This window comes from Tengunoibacter tsumagoiensis (genome assembly GCF_003967535.1).
Classification (GTDB): Bacteria; Chloroflexota; Ktedonobacteria; order Ktedonobacterales; family Ktedonobacteraceae; genus Tengunoibacter; species Tengunoibacter tsumagoiensis.
In genome coordinates this window covers 934,244-953,629 of sequence record NZ_BIFR01000002.1, presented here as the reverse complement: position 1 = coordinate 953,629, position 19,386 = coordinate 934,244, and the positions used below count along the sequence as shown (strand labels likewise).

Sequence of the window (19,386 nt, the reverse complement as noted above, 5' to 3'; positions counted from 1 at the left end):
ATCGCCGCATGATCCAATGGAGAGATCCTTTACAAAGCTTTTTTGAACTGCTTCCTGCTGAATTCCAGGCTAACAATAGCACAGGCTCTCCTCCCGTGTCAAATACGTAGAAGGTTACTCATCTTGCACAATAGACGAAAACAAGAGAAGAGGAGGGAAAACCCAGGTACTCTTTCTCTTGTTTTTGAGCTATGATCATACGTCACGATAAAAGTGGAGCATCGTATCAAGAACAAGCTCAACCCGGAAGGGAGCGAACGTGAACAAGACTCGACTCATACCGGCATCAGTGAGAGGAGAGAAGGTGTCACACGAGCAAGCTCAACCAGAAAGGGAGCGATCGTACACATTTTCCATCCTCTCGTAGGACCCCTGGCTCAAGTATTTGAGCTCAGGCCCTCTTCTTCACACGAGTGACGTCTGTCCCGGATGCGCAGGACAAGGTTGGGTGAAAAGGAAGGAATGCAGCAGAGCTGCCCCTTCCAGGCCAATAAATGAATAAACCTGATATACCTCCTTATAAGAGACTATGAGGATGAGGGAACGCGAGATAAATGGCAAGCAAGATGCCAAGAATGACCAGGACCCATACCACGAGGCATCCAATCGTATTTTTTCCTGTGTTTACAACTGTGTTTGCAAAGGAATTGCGATCGTCCCACTTGGTAAGGGAACGCAGAGCAATCTGATGCTCATGGCCCTCTTTCTCTTGCACCTTGATGAGTTTTTCACGCTCCTCAAGCTGCTTCTCACGTGCCTTCACGCTCTCCTCATATTTGTTTGCCCACATGTGAGCTGCTTGCTGCCCATCATTGAAAATCACCTGACGATAACGTTCCCCATCCAGCACAGCTTCGTTGAGGCCGCGCACGTAGGGATATGCTGCGCCATAGGCCTGTTCAGCCTCTTTCCGTTTCTCTACCGCTTGATTTCTCGCTGCTTCTGCACGTTGCTCATCTTCCTGCTCCCAGAACAGTTGGAGATCCAGCATCATCGTTGAGATCTCTTGTTGAAGAGCAAATTGAAACGGTTCATAGAAATCCTTTTGCACTGACTTGCCTGCCAACTTCTCGCGAAGAAGGACGAGGGCTTGCTTGCGCGACCAGTTGCGTACGGCTGATAGAAGATGAGGAACTGGATTACTGCGAGCACGCTTTGCATTGCTCAAGGCGCGATCACAGCGTTGCTCCATCTGTTGCTCATTCTGAGCAAGCTTAGTCTCATCAATCTCAGAGGCCATACGACTGATCATCTTCAGAAATGCCTGCCCACCTTCAAACATGGCAGTAGCAACGATAGGGGCATTGATTTTGGCAGTACTGGGTGAGTCATAGTTCATCATGGAAGCTCCCTCTTCTTTCTTCCACACCGCTGTTGCTCTGAGGATGTCCATGACGAAGGCTTTCACCATCGTCAGAGAGGCATTCCTCCAGATGTCTCTGCGATGGTGGTAGTAAAAACAAACACGTTTTCTCGTCCTATGCATGAGGACTACACCTACTGTACAAAATGAGTTGCAAGAAGACAGGGGTAGATAGATTGGAAGAGAGGCGAAGGCGAGAGGAATGAGAAGGGAAGGTTGATTGTCGCAGAACACGAGCGGTGAAATGAGACATGAAACGGTGATCTGCCAACATTTGACCGCTGGATCAGACAGCTTCAGAAGCATTTCTACACGATATGTGCTCTTCTTTTTGGTCAGAGATACCTTTGCGCAGAGGCCCCACAAGAACAAGAAGATAGAATACTGCTATAGAGAAGACCTGACATTTTCAAGTGGATGGGACTTACAATGCTGAGAGTAGCAAGATAGCACTCTATCTCTCATGCAACCTTCTCTTGCTAGCATGAGACTACTCAGTGCTTCCTTCTTCCCTCTACCTTTATCATACAGGCCATTCCCCCTCATCTCCATCCCTGCTACCACGGTCGGATTGATAAGCTTGTGCTCAGAGTGTCAGAAGAGAAAGGCGTCACACCAAAAAGCTCAAAACGAAAACAGATCCAACAGTAAGGAAATCGTTCATGAATTATCAACTTTTATTCCAGGCGATACAGGTCATTCTGAATTCACCAAACCAGGGAGTTGGAACAGGTGTCCTTGGACCATTGCAACCCATTGTCGTGAAATATATGAGCAACACTCCAATGGAGTTGACTGTCACAAACCAGGTGATAATTGAAACCTGGGGCCTCATGTTGTCTATTGCGAATGCGTTTTTTCTCCTCTTAATTCTTATTGGAACGATTCAAATCATGATTTCCAATAGTACTGGATCACTTACCCTTCCACTGAGCCAGTTTGTCCCGAAAATCATTGTGACAGCGCTCATGATGAATCTCAGCTTTTTCTTTGGTCAGGATCTGCTCATCGTTAACAATCTGTTGTGCGGTACGATCAATGCGAACCTTGCAAATTTCTTTAACACAGTGAACAACGGCGCAAAGATCACCCAGGGGCAGGGACTTTGGCTCTACCTTGGTCTCATCACCTTGTTGAACATTACACTCATTCGTCTCATATTCCAGGCGTTTGAACGGTTAGTATTATGGAACTTATTATTCGTTCTTGCTCCGATTGCAATCTTATTCTCGTTCCTCCCACAAACCTCCTCCGTCTTCTCATACTGGGGACGTTTATTTATCATTGTCACTTTTACACAGTTTGTACAGTTTTTATCCTTTACATTAGGCCTTACACTCCTCGCAAGTGCAGGGCAAACTGGACTGAACGGCTTCTTACTGGCTATTGCAATGCTGCTCTTCGTTGCAAAAATCCCTGATTTCCTTGCACGCTTCCCATCGACGTCCATCCAGGGGACACAGGGAATTGATCAAGTGATGAGAGCAGTCGTTATCGGTGCCAGACTTCTCCTCTGAGCACCATGGAGGAACCATCATGAAATACGGAACACTCTCTACCCTTAATAGCATTTTAAAAGATCTTCAGTCGGATGCAGCCACCCTGGGCTTAACTATCGCAGGATTGATGATTATTGTCTCCGTGATCATGATCATGTTTACGGATGATACCAACGTCAGTTCATACAATAAGCGATGGGATAATCTCAGGAAAGTTTTTCTCTGCGCAGCTCTTATTGCAGCAGCGGGCGCAATTGTGACCTTTGGGCAGCAAATCGGAGGAGCACTTCACGGCTAACAACTACTTACGCTTATAACAGTTATTCAGTGCAAATATTCTGAGGATGGCGCATAAAAAGTGTCATCCTCTCTACGAGGGAGAGCCATGATGCAAAAAGAACCTCATCCCTATCCACTTGATGCCAATCCACTTATAAAGGAAGTTTCCGGACATCTCTTCACGTTTGAAGAGAAAATCTTCGGGATGAACCTGACACAACTCCTGACAGATCTTGGGATTGCAACAGGGAGTTTTTCCTTTACAGGATCGCTCCCTATCATTCCTCGTCTGATTGTTTGTGCACTGATTACTATAGCAGCAATGATCTTTGTTCATGGGAAGATTCAAGGTCGGTCGCTTGCCTATTGGCTCTATTTACTCATGAGATCAAAGACAATCCCGGCGAAAACAATCTGGCATCCCATACAAAAGAATCGGGCCAACTCACCGCAAGGTGAAAGACAGTATCCATCAGTTCAAGCCGTATGGATGCCTATCGCTCTTCTCCAAAACGGCATTGGTGGCAAGATCCATCAGCAGAAAAAGCGGGATATTGCACGCTACTGGATGGCGCTAGAAATTGAAGGGAAAAACATTTGTCTGCTTCCAGAAAGTGAACAGGTGCGTGTGTTTCGCCGTTTTGAAGGTTTTTTGAATGGACTAGAATTTCATCTTCAATTCCTCTCTCTTTCTGAGCAGATTGATCCACAGAACGCTCCAGCGCTGACATTCCAGAAAGATGCACTCTCTCTCCTTGCTCACACCCCACATTTACAGGCGTTCCAGAAGGCGAGTCTCCACGAGCAGGAACGACAGATGACCACCTGTACACGGACACGACATTTTCTTATTGTTTCTGTTTCGAACGCAGAGACCTCTTTACGACATCCAGATGGGGCATCACGATCAGTACTTTCTAGCATCGCTCACCTCCTCACTTTTCGCAAAGCGGCTCTATTATCGCAGGTGCAAGTGCTTGATCACCTTCGTATTCGGGTCTCTATTGTGAGAAAAGCCATTCAACAGCTAGATATGCGGATCTGGACACTCGAAAATGAGGAATTTTTGCAACTCTTTGCCTGTTGCCTGGCTCCAGGAAGTGCGCTGCCTACCTTTATTCCAGAACTGGTCCCCTCTGAAAAACAGAGGTCATACCAAACACACGTTCATCAAAACAAGCATTCTCTGCTCCCGACAGCACCAATCGCTTCCGTACATGATCAAACAAGAGGAGAGAAGAAGAAAGCCATTCAAGCTCACCACATAAAAACACCACAACATACGATCAAACAAACTCAGACCACCTATAAAAAACAGGTACGAGGGATCCATGGAACCTTTTTCTATACAAGCCCGAGTAACCAGAATCGATATGAAACCGGCGTCATTGAGGTTGCAGATCTTCTCGCCCCATCTGCAATTACCCTCATGCCAGATGTCCTACAGATACAAACAGGAACACAAAAGCGTTATACACAAACGTTCACCATCACTGGATATGGTCATCACCTGCTCTGTGGATGGATCAATAATCTCCATGATCTAGGCTTACCCCTCCTTATCTCCTCCCATTTCGAACCCATTGACAGCCGGTTCATGATTATGAAGTTAGAGCAAGCGCTAACAAAATTAGAGAGCCAGCGACTCTCCGATCAAAAAACACTCCGCATCACTAAAGCAGACCAGAACGTCGAAGCAGAACAAATTCGTCGCGTCACCAATGCCCTGGCTTCTCGAAAATTGAAAATCTTCGACATTTCGATAACCATCTGTATCCATGCAAGCACACGAGAGCGGCTAGAACAACGCTCGCGTTATCTGCTTTCTCATTTACGAGATATGCAGATTCAAGCTCGCTCGGCGCTCTATCAGCAAGATCTTGCCTGGCAATCATGCTTACCAACTGGCCTGGATCTCTTACAAAACTGGGTCAAGTTAACCAGTGATGTTGTCTCAACAATGCTTCCAGGAACAAGCGGAACGGTGGGGACACCAACAGGCGTCTTTCTAGGCTATACGGGCAGTGACCTCTCCCGTCGGCCTGTCTACCTCAATCCCTGGTCCTCAGATAAGAAAATCGCGAACCCACATATCGTCGTCATTGGCGAGACTGGACAGGGAAAGTCCTGGCTAGGAAAAACCATTGCCACAGGATGTATGGGGCTTGGGCTTGCCGATGTCATTGTCCTCGATAAAGACGACGATTACTTCCCTTTACATGAAACACTCTCAGGAGAAAGCCAGCGTTATAATCTGGCGCGGAGTTGTCCGATAAACCTCTTTGACATTCCGTTTGGGCCAGCCGACGTTGACCCAGATGATCCAGCAGATATCCTTGCAGAATTTTTCGATAATTCCCTGATGGCTGGACTTGCCTTGCTTGTCACCGATGAGGATACAAAGCTCACCAAAAGTGAGGAAGCGTATCTTATCACGGTCGCACGTGCTGCCTACGCCGCTTCAGGCATCACGTCAGAGGCCATTCGACATCATCCCGATACCCTCCTCAAACAAGCGCCAACATTGGTTGACTTCATCGCGAAAATGCAGACCACACCTGCCTCTTCTGAGAGCATGCGCCAATCACTCCTTGAACGATTAGAAAAAGCTGCCTATCTCTTTCAGGGTCAGACAAGTATCTCGCTCGAAAAACCGCTCACGATTTTTTCCATTAAAGAATTAGATAGCAAATGGTTTGCACTGATGACTTATGTTGTTCAGAATTTTCTCATGCGACATCGGGCGCTTCGACGAGATGATCGCTACCTGGCTTATATTGTTGAAGAGGCGTCTTACCTGCTGAAAAATGCGGCTGGTCGTCGCTACCTCGAAAGCGGAAGTCGAGGATTTAGAAAGCTTGGTATTGCACAAATCACCCTCTCTCAGCATCCGAGGGACTTTTTGGAAGCTGGTCAAGTGGTGCTCTCGAATGCAGGAACCGTCTTTTTCCTGGGAATGCAACGAACCGCAGTGGAAAAACTTCATCTTCCAGAAGAATTGGAGCGCATCCTCATTCAGAGCATTCCTGGTCAGTGTGTGCTACGCATGGGGAACGAATACGCTTCACTTACCATCTGGTCTAATCCTATCTACCGCGCCATTTTTACGACGGACCCTGTTGAACAACGCGCTATGCGACAAAAAGCGAGCAGGCAGGGGAAAACTGTCTCTTAATTTTCCCTTAGACCACAGAAACAGGAGCAAGCCAATGAACTCTCTCCATTCACTCATTTCGATAGCATGGATCCTGCTTTTAAGACAGATCAAGCGTACCATCGAGGGTCTACAAGGGTGTCCATATGTCCTTTTCCAACCACGCATACAGTATCGCATAGCGCTGCTTCTGGCAACAACCCTGACATTCTTACTGGTATGGCCGCTCTTTTTCTCAATACATCCCCACGTCTCATACACGCTTCTCGTTTCGCCCGTTGAACTAGCTTCTCGTTGCGTCCGTTGAACTATAGGAAGGAGAAGACCATATGGGGCAGCGAATGACTTCCACTATTCATCACGCCGATGCTGCAACCACCCCAGTTGCGCCCTTGCCACAGATGGAGCGTATTACGGCCCCAGTCGGTACCGAGCACGTGATGCTCATTATGCCGAGCGAAGAGGGAGAATTACAAGCAAGCGCGATGGAGAATTTTTTTCAAGCCTGCGCGACAGATGAGGTTTTTGGCTTGGAACTCGTTGGGACCCGGAGAGAGCAAGGATTTGTTCTCCGAGCCTCCTCTGCAAAACAACTCGTACTGCTCTGCAAACAATTCTCTGCACAGTATCCACAAGCTGAGCTCCACCGTATTGAACCTGCTGCCGATCCTCTCTTTTTGCGTCCTGGAGAACATGCAGTTGTCGGAGAATTTGCGCTTTCACAAAAGCCATGGATGCCGCTCAAAACGTTCAGCGGCAAAACGCTGACAGAACCTGGGGCAGATCCGTTAGCAGGCATTCTTGCTGCGATGGAGCCACTCGGATCAGGACAACGCTGCATCTGCCAACTTGCCCTTGTACGAGCTCCAGATAATTGGATTGGACGCTATATTCGCAAATCCGTTGAACATCCTTTGCAAGGAGAGCGTGACGCACGTACGCGTGAGAGGAAACCCTCTACTGAGGCATCTGAAGGCTTCAAAACGATGCTGCTGATTGGTGGCATCTTTGGCTCGCTGCTCTTTTATCACTGGTATATAATGCATGCCTGGTTCTCTCTCACCTTGTTCCTCATAGCTCTGGTTGCCACTGGAATCGCCCTTCTCTGGTGGCATATCAAACAGAGCCGTCAGGACATTTATGATATGAAACTGGTATCCGAAAAACTCTCTCGTCAGGCCTTTTATACACACCTGAGAGTAGTGGCTATTGGGCAACACATAAACTCAACAGAAGAGCACTTAAAGACCCACATCAAACGACTGGAAGTCGCATACCGCCAATTTACGCTGTCTTCTGCCAATAGCCTGTTTCTGAAGCACACAAAGTATATTCAGCCAGAATACAAACAGGCCGCACTTCTTCCCTGTATTGCAGCCGCTTTCCCCTATCATCATCCATGGCTCAAGTTTATCCATGGTGGTGCTCCAGGCCCGGATATCTGTAATGGTCTGGAACTTTCAGGCGCATTTCACTTACCCCAGGCAGTTACAGATCTCCCGCTGATCCGACGCCTATCAGTAAAGCACTTATTGGCTTCTCCTCAAATTGCCCAGGAGATTGAGCAGACACCTGCGCCTCTTCTACCCGCTCTCATTGGTCATTCTCGCCATCGTGGGTTCTCTATTCCAGTGTATCTGCCATATGAAACCTTGTTCAGCCATAAATTTCTCGTGGCACGATCTCGTTACGGCAAATCGACGCTCATTCAATTGCTTGCACAAGCAGCAATGCAGACGGTACGAGATCACACCCCCCAGCCAGGTCTTTTTATCATCGATCCTCACAAAGATTTGATCGAAGATCTCCTGCTCCTCATTCCGCCTCATCGGTCCAAAGACGTGATTCTCCTCGATCTGACAGATACTCAGTATGTTGTGGCACTCAATCCGCTTGATGCCAGTATGGGCTTTACCCGAGATCAAGCTGTCGCAAACCTGATGTCGAGCTTTGAGCGTGTCTGGTCAGATTTTTGGGGACCAAGGATGAGTTACTTCCTAAAAGCCGTCTGCTTGCTCTTGTATACGCTCAATCAGAAAAAAGTTCAGCAAGGACAGGCAAAGAAACAATATACCCTTTTAGATATTAATCCACTGTTACAATATCCCGATTACGCCCTTCAGGTGCTTGATGAGCTTGATATGTCAGAAATTTGGCATCAAGAATTGCTTGTCTGGTGGCAAAATGTCTATTTTGCCCTTCCTAAACAGAGCTCATTTCGTAGCGAGGTGATCATGCCAATTGTCACAAAGCTTGGTGTCTTTCAGGATAACCAACAAATTCGGAAAATTGTTGGTCAACCAATCACCAGAGCCCCCATACACACGAGTATTACTGAGGGCAAGATTGTCCTGTGTGCTCTCTCCTCACGTGATATGGATGATGCAGCCGTGAATGTGCTTGGAAGTACCCTCATCAATTTGTTGCATCGTGCCTTCCGCATGCAAGAATCGCTCCCACTGCTGAAAAGAAGAAAAGTATTCTGCGCTGTTGACGAATTTCATGCATTCTCTGGTGGTGACTATGACCGTCTCCTCTCAGAGGACGGGAAATTTGGATGCAGTATGCTCCTGGCAACACAGAATCTAAAAAGACTGAACAAAATACGAGATGGTCTGCTCGAAATGGTCTTCTCGACCTGCGACAATATCTGTGCCTTTAACGTGTCAGCGGCAGATGCAAAGCTGCTCGAAGAAGAGTTACGGAAAGTCGTTGAACAGAAACACATTATCAGTCAACCCAGACTTCATTGTTACGCCAGACTTGCCATTACGGGCTACCCGGTGCAAATCGTGTCTGTCACGCTTGCCAAACCTTCTTCATGGCAACATACCCCTCTGCACATACGACAAGCCGATGAGATCCGCCAATCGAACCAGCAACAAAATGCGCTAGCGGCCGATATTGATCGAGATTATGCACAGCATTTGTCACAGTTTCTCAATGTCATACCATTTGCACAGAAAGTACAGCGCGATGCACAGGCAGATCGAAAGATCAGGCAGGAACGAGAGGAGGCAGAGCAGAGAGCAGCAGATATACGTCAGCAAACAGCAGGACCAGACCGAACTACTCCATTTCCTGGTACGTCTTCGCCATCCAAAACAAAAGAACAGGTACAACAAAAGAGTGATGATCCGCCAGCAACACCTAAAAACAACCTTCCAACGAACACATCGTCAAAAGGCGGAGAGCACCAGGAAAGTCGGGATGGGAGGCGGAATCATCCACGCAGCAAGCGCAAACAGAATACGACAAAGGATCCTGTTGGTATAGCCCCTCCAGCACAACAAGGGGAGTCCTTTCAGCAACAAGAAACAGAGTATCACCCCCCATTATCGCCAGACAGCAGTGAAGGAAGAAGGTTGTCCAGGGAAAATGAACAAGAATGAGGTGAACAATGACCAGCGACATCGCTCTCGAATATGCGTCCACAATTTGGACACCATTCTATCGAAAGGATCTTGAAGCATTCCTGAAGAAACAGGAGTACACTCCACTTCATCTCTCTGTGCTCTCCTGGCTTATCTGGTTTTCACTTCTCTCGCATGAGGAACTTCTTCGTGTGCTTGTACACCCAGAACAGCCACAGATTCATGCAAGCAATCTTTCTGCACAGCTGAAAAAAATGTCGAGTTTGGGGCTGATTGAGACAATCCGGCTCCGTGAACCCTCATGTGGAATTCAAAAGCGCTACTATGTCACAGACCTGGGATTATATCTCTATAGTTCTGCCATCCACTCATCTCCTCCACTTTCTATTGCACGACTCGCACAATCCTATTACGTAGAACGTGATGATCTCCTGGCTCGTCTCGCCCACCCACACATTCATCTCGCATGTGTGTCACTGGCGACGCGCATTATTGCCGAAGGGCCGTCGAGAGGCCATCGCCTCATCAGCTACCAACAACCCTGGCAACACACCTATACCTTTGCTCATAAGAGACATCTTCTCTCGAGCCACGCAGCCTTCCTCCTTGAAACCCAGGAGCCAGGAGGAGCTTATGCCTTTCTCATCCATGTAGATAGCGAAGTGCACCAAAAGGCAGAACGCGAGATAGAAAAATGGTTACTATCGCTTCTCGATCTACGCCAGAGCATGAAACTCTATCGTCACCACTGGCCAGATCTCTTCATCATTTCCACACGCAACCGCATTCCTCTCTGGGCTCGTCTTCAGGAAGAGGTAAGTCTGAAACGAAACACGCCCCCTCTTTCGGGAGGAATTACCACGTTTGATGCGTTAAGCAGGGGAGTTTATGCAAACATCTGGTGGGAGCTGGACACCCTGGCATCGTCAGATGATTACCGCCAGATCTCCCTTGCTCACTTGCTTCGTCAGCCAGCATCGCTAGATCTCGTGGAACAATTCTCACACCAGCGCCACTTCTACGAGATGCTTCTAAAAGATGCGGTTGCTCCTCCTCCACGCACCAAACAACGCTTAACACGCTATGTTGGTGATTCACTTCAAGATGAAGCAACACATCTCAGCAGAGAACGCCTCAACGAGCTCTTCTTTCCCACAAGAAAAAACCGTCAAAGCGTCGCAGGGGCTGGTTTGCTCACCCTGAAGCTGACAGTAGCAGAAAAAGAAATAATCGAGTGGGCTGCACATCATCCATTACTTGATGTGCCTACCTTCCAGACCTTAACACGACCTGCGGCAGATCCTCAGGCCATGAAACCTCTTCAACACCATATCACTCATTTGTTTCAGCTTGGCTTACTTGAGGCCAGAATCTGGTCTCAAGGTAGCACTCCACTTGAACAGCAGCGCTATCTTCTTACCTCTACTGCCCTCAAGTTTATGGCTTATCGCAAAGACGAACCCTATAGCTATTACTTTATCCCACCAAAGTATCAAAAAGGCGATGATGAACAACTTGACCGGCAATGGGGAACACGCGGTCTAAGTGGGCAGATGTGGCATACCCATGCACTTTATTCATTCATGCGTCAACTTTATCAAAGTGCACACATACGAGGAGAAATGATCTACCAGTGGAAAAGTGCGCATGAGGCTGCCCGTTGGTACCGAGATACAATCACGCAAGACGATGAACACACGCGACCAGATGCCGAGCTCATATTTGCCCTCTCACCAACCGATCAGCCGATAAGAATGGTCCTCCTCGAATATGACCGTGGGACAACAGGAATCGTTCAATACTCGCGCAAATTTACGGCCTATCTTGACTACCAACAAGCGACAGGATCAGTTCTTCCTCTCCTCGTCGTAACATCGTCACACAAAGCCACAGAACGCATGCAACAGGTGTTGAATACCCTCCAAGGATCGTTACACATTCTTCTTCTTTTAGAGAAAGAGATTCTTTCAGAGGGTCTTTCTCTGGTAGTTCGTCTTTTCTCCCCCTAGGAAGGTCCCTCTCTCCCTACTCTACCCTGACCTGGCCCCATTTTCATCAGAGATGTCATTGACCCGCTTTAGTGGAAGCAGAGAATTGAAAGTCTAAGATCGTAAGAACTCAAACTGCAAAGGACTGAGGTATTCTAAGGGAGAATGCCGACGAACCCGGTTATAAAAACAGTGAATGTATTCGAAAATGACGGAACGGGCCTGTTCATGGGTCTGAAAGACGTAGCGTGAGGTACATTCTCCTTTGAGTGTGGCTCAAAATCATTCGATCATGGCATTGTCATAGCAATTGCCTCTGCGGCTCATACTCACCTGAATGTCCCGGTCCGCCAGTAACTTCTGGTATCCCTAGCTGGTGTATTGACTTCCCCGGTCTGAATGATGCAGCAGACCACTCCCCGGCTCTCGACGCAGAAGCGCCAGACGTAAGGCATCCTCTACCAGCCGTTCATCTGCACCACTGCCATTGACCATCCGACCACGGCTCGTGAGAGGACGGCAGCCAGGTACAACCATCCTTGCTGTGTCGCGACATACGTCACATCAGTCACCCATTTACCATTGATTGTCTGAGCCGGAAAGTCACGCTGCAGCATATTGGGAGCCACACGTACCCTCGGATCGCTGTGCGTGGTGACAACCCGATGGACAAGGCAGCGAGCCGAGATCTCCAATTCCTGCATCAGATGGACGATCCGTTTCCGTCCACAGCGAATGCCTTGCGCTTGCAGTTCGGCGTGCGACTGTGGGCTACCGTAGACCTGGAGATTTTGCTCGAAGGCAGTCGGAAACTGCTGGGCCAATTCGCGACGTTTTAACCAGAAATAACATGAAAAGTGCCTCATATGGCAAGAAAAGAATCTCGAATTGATCAACATCGACCAGAAAAAGAATTCGACAAATGAATTAATTGCTCCCCTCGACTGGGCTCCCCTGACTATGTAGCCAGGGAACGTTTTGTGGATCCAGTGCACATATAAACAAAGTTTCAAGCCCGACTGGGCCCCACAGGGTATGTCGCCTGTTTGACTGTGGTAGCAAAGTGACGAAAACAATTGTTTCAAGCCCGACTGGGATCCATAGGGTATGCCACCAGCTCCCCTTGTAGAATAGCACAGGAAGCCGTTCGATACAAGATTTTCCGAGCATCTCATTTTTTGAAGGTGTTTTGGGAGAAAACATGCGGTCATTTCCTGTCCTCATTGCCTTTCCAGCCACCTGTGGAGTACTCTGAGAATCTGAGCTCATCCAGGCCAGTCCCGAGACGCTCGGAAAACCACTTGCTTTCCACCAGAAAGAACACATCGTCGGCTGGCGATGATCCTTCAACTGGTTCTCCCTTGCTCACACAATTGTGCGCATCACTTTTATTATAATATCTTTAGTGATCTACATCAACTGATTGTGAACGAAGATAGTACCCACTGGCTCTGGCTACGAAAAAGGCCGCGCCTCTTTTGGTTGAGACCAGACGCGGCCCACTTTGGAAAGGAATTTCCCCGCAGATTAGCATTGTAATAGATGCTTCTTTCCGTGCAAAGATGGCGCTTCTCATCTACAAGCGGGGCTGTTGAGGTCCTCCAGCGCAGCAGACGAGGCTACTGCTTTTATCTATTCATTTAGTCTGTAATCCTATACATTACAAACCTCTTTTTCAGATGCTTCAAACATATAGATAGTTGTAAGAGTATGTCTTAAGAGCCTGGGGGACACGTTTGATGTCCCTTCCAGCTTGAAGAAACGGACGGTTTTTTTGTCAAAGATGAATGAAATATACACTTGTCATGTATATGACGTCAGACAATATCTCTTCAATAATGAAGCATCGAGGTTATCTCGATCAGCATTGGCGGCTCTTAAGACACACTCTAATAGCAAACACTTATTAATACAAAGAGCACAAAAAGTTAAGGAAAGTCAAGCTTAAATAAATCTTTCTCAAAGCCAATCGGTTCCTACTTCTCTTAGTAGAGCAACATTAGGTGGTAGAATACCTCTCATTTGAGCTCGTTTGTGCATAAATTATTTGAGCTTCTCCATCGGATAGTGTGGCTGTTCCTTTCTCTTTTATTGAGCTTTTTATCATTTAAATACTTATTTAAATTCCTTCAATCTTCTATACTCTCCAAGTGAGCTTCATAAGATTGGCGTATCAATTTCATAACATCTTCTAATTGATCCTCATTTATTATTCTTGTCTTAACTTTTGCAATATCAAATAGAGAATCCGCAGGAATTTCTTCAACTGTTAGTCTCTGGTCATCAATACTTGACAGAGGTATGTCTAGAATTACATCTAAATATTTTCTCACAGGTTTAATGCACACAAATTCATCTTTTGTTTTAAATATTATATCTTTCTCTCTTATCACTTCTTGAACAGTTACGTCCAGTCCCAAAATAAGTGTCCTTAACTTTAAATATAAATCATAGATGCCACCTTTTAAAGCTTTATGATCTTTAAGTGTATATATTTTATCATTAGATGAATTATCAAACTTTTTGATATATTTTTCTTGACTACTAGTTAGTAAAGGAATATTCCATATTTGTAACGCGTTTTCTGCCAATGTCAGCGCCCGGATTTGTATACTTTCTTCGTTCCAGTGATCTAGTTTAGCTAAACCTTTATTAAGGCGAAGAGGGCTATCAGCAAAGCCACCCACCATATCTCTTTTCTCTTTAAAAGATCTATTACTTAATTCTGAATTATAACCTGTGATAGTTAAGTTACCAATAGTATGTAAATAGCGAGAATGTACTTTTTTCCAATTATCACCAAGCTCTTCTTGCCACTCTAATGATTTTTTTATGTTTTGGGGCATAATATGCTCCACTGTATACTCAGAAATATTAACAATCTCTTTCCTTTTAAAGTTTTCTAATTTAAAAAAAATATAGTTTCTTAATGGGCTATTATACATATTTTTTGATATGAAAGCACTTTTGAACTCTTCATCTGTCGGAAATTTAGGTTTATCAATCTCAGATTTAAGAAGCCCTCCTATGACGCTCGCTAGATAATTTTTTTTGTCTATTTCAATTGATCTAAATAATCTATCTAGAAAAAAATCAGGTAGTGAACAAATAGAGAGACGAAAGAAGTATGTTTCTATAAATTTTAAAATAATCAAAAAATCCTCTTTAAAAAGATCCCCTTTAGAATAATCGTTATACACTTCTATTATGAATGAATAAGAAATACTACTTCCAAAATATCTAAGAGATTGAAATATTTGTTTAATTTCTTTATCATTTTCTTGAGCAAGTACAACATTCATGTAGTAACCTGCATAACGATAAAGATCTGAAATAATGTCTTCTACATTAGTGGCAATATTAGACTGGCGATATTTCTTAAAACTTGCATATATGTTTGAGGTTAACCTTTGCTTTTTAGCTACTAAGTAATCCCGCATAAATCTATCGAAAGAGTCCATAGGGGTTCTAAAAAAGCTAAACCTTCTTTCTTCAAGTAAAGAATGTTTGTTCTTATTAATTTCGAAGTACTGCTCCATTGGAGCCCAATAAGACTTATAAAGTCTTTTTTGTTCCTCTGTATTCATATCCATAAATATATAATTGCGAATGAGATCTGATTGAGATAAATCCATACCTGTTGAATTTAGGCTCTCAAATATTAGCTGTGGATGATCACGATCCTTATCTAAAGAAATTTCGACAATAACTAGTTTGCTAATACCGTTATATATGTCTTGAGGATTAATTGATTCATGTTGAAGCTGTTCAATAAAAAACAAATAGTTATTAAAAATTCTATGACTAATCTTAGAATCCTTTATTCTTTCTGGGTGATCTATTAACTGCTGCAATGCTTTTTTATCTTTCTCAGTTAATACCATTTTATAATACTCTTCTTCTTTACCATGTGCATTGGTTAAATATGAATCATAAATATCTTTGTCATCTATAGCCATAGAGCTATTTGGTTCTTTAGATATTTGGGCCAAAGCAACAAGAAGAATAGTAAGGGTGGTTAATCTTTGCTGACCGTCAATAATTAACAAAGGTATCATTCTTGCTGCTTGATACAGTCCTTCTTGAATAAAGACTACCGAACCAAGAAAATGGTTGCTTCTTGCTTCATCAGTTCCGACAGTCACAATATCATTCCATAGTTGCATACATTGTTCTTTTGTCCAGCTATAGGGGCGTTGATAAATAGGAGTGATAAATTGCTTTTTCCCTTCCAAAAAGGGTAAAAATTGGATTTGATTGGCACGCATAAAGGCTCCTTTGTTTAATTCCCTTACTTTAAGGGTTTATCTCAACACAAATTGTCAAAAATTAGTCCTGCGGAGCAATCTTATCTATGTTATAGGAACTTAGATTACCCATGAATGGGCTCAGAAGATTTATTCAGCTAATAATGCAATATTATACATTAGAAAGTTAGTTGACTACAATGTTTCTAGACGAGATATCATTAAACAGGGATCAGTTCATTAAGCGAAACTATATACTTTGCAGATGCGTAGTTTTGCTTAATGAACTGATACAAATGACCCTCTTCTTTAGCTTCTCACCACTTTTAGCATCTTGATTGTTTCCTCTTCTTTATCAAACTCTTCTTTGATTGCAGTTCTTTGGGTATTTGCAAGCTCATACTCTAGATCAGAAGCAATCACTTGCATAGGGATACGCACCCCACGAGCGCATATCAAGCCCTCTCCTATTCAACAGCTCAATAGATGACGCCGTTCCCCCAGGCTGAGCCCTAACATTTCTGTAACTGTACTAATCGTGCTACTATTTTGCTTCATCACATACTTCAGCGCCGAATTCGTCCAGATCGCCCTGCCCCATTCATTCGCAAAAAATTCTGTTGAATCATGAATATTGGTACAGACGCTCACATAATGCTTTCTAGCAAGTCGGATAATATGAACCAAAAATTCAACGCTTGCATTTAATTTAAGAAACCGTCATGTCTCATCAATAAGTAAAATACGCGGTTTTCTTTTCTGTGGAGGCTGCTTACGAATACGTGACCATACGGCCATTGTGACTAAAAACATACCTACATCGCGCATATTGAAAACAATAAACGGCGTCACACTACTATAAGCAGGTTAGTACGAGATGCTTCTTACCATACTGGAGAGCTAGAGCTATTTAGAAATCATGTCACCAAGATACCAGGAAAAAAGCAACGTCTCATAGAGCCACGACCCGTTGAAGAACATGTTAAAGTTCCTATCCCTCCTCCATACGAGGCATGAAGATCCTACCCCTCCCCTACCCCCGCACTCCCTGCCCGTTCCCTCCCTGCTTTACCCGGTCAACATATTACTCTGAAAAGAGCAAAGAGCAGTCGCTCATCGACAGCAAGTTCGTCTCATAGTGAAAGAAAGGTGCACCATGGTCAAAGTGATGAACAATCCTACCGTCCGCATCCTGCTTATTCTTGGAATCTGTCTCATGACAACGTTCATGCTTCTAGGCGTAACCGTACTCCATACCAGAGGCTTCTCATCATTGATGACGAGAGCCCATGCAGCAACCTCGAATACTGCGACCTGCGCAACAACAAAAGGAACACAACCAGCTTTGTGCGAACAACAAGATCCGATCATTCAGGGATGCGTTCACGATGCAAAAACAATCGAACAACATCCCGTATTCCAAAGTAATCAGCAAACAACAACGCTTGGTGAAGTTGATCTCCGGTACTCATCTACGTGTAAGACGTATTGGGTTCGTACAATTGCATTTGTCAGCGCACAAAAAGTCTTTACAGCGATCCACGCAATGCTTCTGTTTCATAATCAGAATAAAGAGGATATTGTTGGAACGCCTACTTTTCCTGACCCTCGCATCCCCTACGTTGCATGGACGGATATGACAACTGGTCCGCTGGTTCAATATTCCGGATCGGGGAGCTTTGAGATGGTGGGGGAAACACAACCGCTCACAGTTGTTTTAAACTCTGGCCAGGCCAACAGTTCGATGCATAAAGGGAACCCTCTTCCCAATTATGAGTAGGACATCGGAAATGACAGGCATTGTCAGCATGTCTGTCATTTCTGCAAATCAAAAGAGGAGCCGGGGACTCTCTGCCACTCTTTCTGCATTCCCGACACAGCAAGAGATTATCGCTGACAAAGAAATGCTTCTTCGCTTGCTTCAACGCGGGAGGATATCCACCATCATAGGCGGGAATACCAACGTGAAGTGCTTCGCGTTGGTATTCCCGCCGTCATCTTGTCACTCCTCAGAATAACAGAGTATCAACCAGAAGATCGAAGGTTCAAAACACCTTTCTTAACAAGATTCCACTACGGAGGCTGCGTTGTAAACATCGTTGTTGCTTGATGTGTTGGACGACCAATGACCCGGGCTTTCGTAATCGATGGTCGAATCATAGACATTGTATATTTTTAACGTGTACGGACTGTAATTAATATAAGATCCAAGTCCATCGGTAGGAAAGTAGTTCAGCAACACAAGTGCGCTACTACTATCACATCGATAGGAGGATGACTGAACCTCAGCCCCAGTATACCCTGTGTCATACCACAAGCAGAACCAACCACTCCGGCAGTTACTCGGTCCTGAAGCGACGGAATAGGCCTTCGTCGTAAAGGTCACGATGGTTTTACCATTATCCAGAGAAACAGCGTTCCAGGCAGTCTGTTTGCTACCGGGCACCTGCTGGAGCAGGGTAGCTACCTGTTGTTGTATACCTGAATGAGCGGTCTGGCTTACAGGAATTGTTGCTGCATGGGCCTGATTAGTGCCGAAGACGCCCACAGAGAACACAAGGACGAGAAGCATACTTGCGCCAAAACTACAGAGACGTTGAATCACTTTCATGCGATATTCCTTTCTTGCATGAGTTTTTCTGGCATTTTGTTTGGTTTTCTCTGAGAAGGATAGAATAGTTGCCTTTTCGCTCATACTAAGCAAGAGGCCCAGAATAACAGTGTGACGAAGACCAGGGTTATATGTCCTTGATGGGTGAGCGAATGCAGAGGAACTCTGCGTGGTCAGAAGCGCGTCCTCAAACAACGGTTGTCCGGGGCACTCCAATCGTTGTCTCTAACCACCAATCCACTCCGGATAGGGTTGTGGATTGTAGCTTCTCGATTGCCCTGGAGGTTGACTCCCCACAAACAGAACATGCGACTGTGTGGCAGGGAGAACGCGTAGCGGAGGAGGGAGCAGGCGAGCGGCTCCAAAGACCAGCAGGCTCATCATGAGAGTGACCCCTAACCATAACAAACGTCGAAACATTGAACCTTTTCCTTTCTCAAACATCTTCTTTCTTTGTAAAGAGGTGTTTTTTTCAAATGTACCCGAGGCTATGTCCAAGAGAGCTGTACAGCCATCTTCAGACACTGAGAAGTCGGGCTGCCACTCTATTAGATCATATGTTCAAAGTATACGGACGCAATAACCTTGTGACAAGGGTCACTTTAGGGTATGTTGATGGGGTCACTTTGCAGCCCTGGTTCTCTACGTACCTCGATCCTACCTCTGCATCGCCAGATCTATCTCTAGATGCGTTGGGGCATTCTCGATGGACAACTACAGCCTGGGCAGCGCCTACCATCGACGAAAACGCTGGCCTGGTCAGTCCGGGGGAACCTACTCCTCCACTCCCTCCCTCCCTCCCTTTACCTCACCTTCCCCGAGGCTCACCAGGCAATTTTTCTATGCTGATGATACACAGGCAATCAGACGT

General features: G+C 45.4%; 11 protein-coding genes and 1 pseudogene. 6 read left to right on the top strand and 6 right to left on the bottom strand.

From position 1 onward, the window contains the following. Positions 1-517 precede the first annotated feature (517 nt). Positions 518-1,342, bottom strand: coding sequence for a hypothetical protein (locus tag EL628_RS24190; RefSeq protein ID WP_126582573.1), 825 nt, complete (start codon positions 1,340-1,342; stop codon positions 518-520). Between the two features lie 683 nt (positions 1,343-2,025). Between EL628_RS24190 and EL628_RS24185 the strand changes: the two genes are divergently transcribed. The 5 genes from EL628_RS24185 (at position 2,026) to EL628_RS24165 (ending at position 11,678) form a co-directional block, all read left to right on the top strand. Continuing rightward, a complete protein-coding gene (locus EL628_RS24185; protein WP_126582572.1) occupies positions 2,026-2,880 on the top strand; it encodes a hypothetical protein in 855 nt (284 codons plus the stop codon). Positions 2,881-2,899: 19 nt separating this feature from the next. Beyond that, positions 2,900-3,160, top strand: a complete 261-nt coding sequence (locus EL628_RS24180) for a hypothetical protein (RefSeq protein WP_126582571.1) — start codon at positions 2,900-2,902, stop codon at positions 3,158-3,160. 87 nt (positions 3,161-3,247) lie between these two features. Further along, positions 3,248-6,316, top strand: a complete 3,069-nt coding sequence (locus tag EL628_RS24175; protein WP_126582570.1) for a VirB4 family type IV secretion system protein — start codon at positions 3,248-3,250, stop codon at positions 6,314-6,316. Between the two features lie 308 nt (positions 6,317-6,624). Beyond that, positions 6,625-9,687: a hypothetical protein gene (locus tag EL628_RS24170; RefSeq protein WP_126582569.1), complete on the top strand. Its 3,063-nt coding sequence runs from the start codon at positions 6,625-6,627 to the stop codon at positions 9,685-9,687. Between the two features lie 8 nt (positions 9,688-9,695). After that, complete coding sequence (locus tag EL628_RS24165; protein ID WP_126582568.1) at positions 9,696-11,678, top strand: replication-relaxation family protein; 1,983 nt, start codon at positions 9,696-9,698, stop codon at positions 11,676-11,678. A 93-nt stretch (positions 11,679-11,771) separates the two neighbouring features. On the opposite strand, the pseudogene EL628_RS31125 reads toward EL628_RS24165, so the two are convergent. The 3 genes and pseudogenes from EL628_RS31125 to EL628_RS24150 form a co-directional block, all read right to left on the bottom strand. Further along, positions 11,772-11,918: pseudogene (locus tag EL628_RS31125) on the bottom strand (IS3 family transposase); the annotation flags it as partial. Positions 11,919-12,115: 197 nt separating this feature from the next. Beyond that, positions 12,116-12,523, bottom strand: coding sequence for an IS3 family transposase (locus tag EL628_RS29965; RefSeq protein WP_161975732.1), 408 nt, complete (start codon positions 12,521-12,523; stop codon positions 12,116-12,118). A 1,263-nt stretch (positions 12,524-13,786) separates the two neighbouring features. Continuing rightward, a complete protein-coding gene (locus EL628_RS24150) occupies positions 13,787-15,925 on the bottom strand; it encodes a DUF262 and DUF1524 domain-containing protein (protein ID WP_126582566.1) in 2,139 nt (712 codons plus the stop codon). 1,135 nt (positions 15,926-17,060) lie between these two features. Between EL628_RS24150 and EL628_RS24145 the strand changes: the two genes are divergently transcribed. Further along, a complete protein-coding gene (locus EL628_RS24145; RefSeq protein WP_126582565.1) occupies positions 17,061-17,684 on the top strand; it encodes a DUF2690 domain-containing protein in 624 nt (207 codons plus the stop codon). A gap of 279 nt (positions 17,685-17,963) precedes the next feature. On the opposite strand, the gene EL628_RS24140 is transcribed toward EL628_RS24145, so the two are convergent. Then, positions 17,964-18,515 carry a peptidase inhibitor family I36 protein gene (locus EL628_RS24140; protein ID WP_161975731.1) on the bottom strand — a complete coding sequence of 184 codons (552 nt, stop codon included), beginning with the start codon at positions 18,513-18,515 and terminating at the stop codon, positions 17,964-17,966. 225 nt (positions 18,516-18,740) lie between these two features. Next, the gene (locus tag EL628_RS24135; RefSeq protein WP_126582563.1) at positions 18,741-18,935 is read right to left on the bottom strand and encodes a hypothetical protein; all 195 of its coding nucleotides are present in this window, start codon (positions 18,933-18,935) and stop codon (positions 18,741-18,743) included. Between the last annotated feature and the right edge of the window lie 451 nt (positions 18,936-19,386).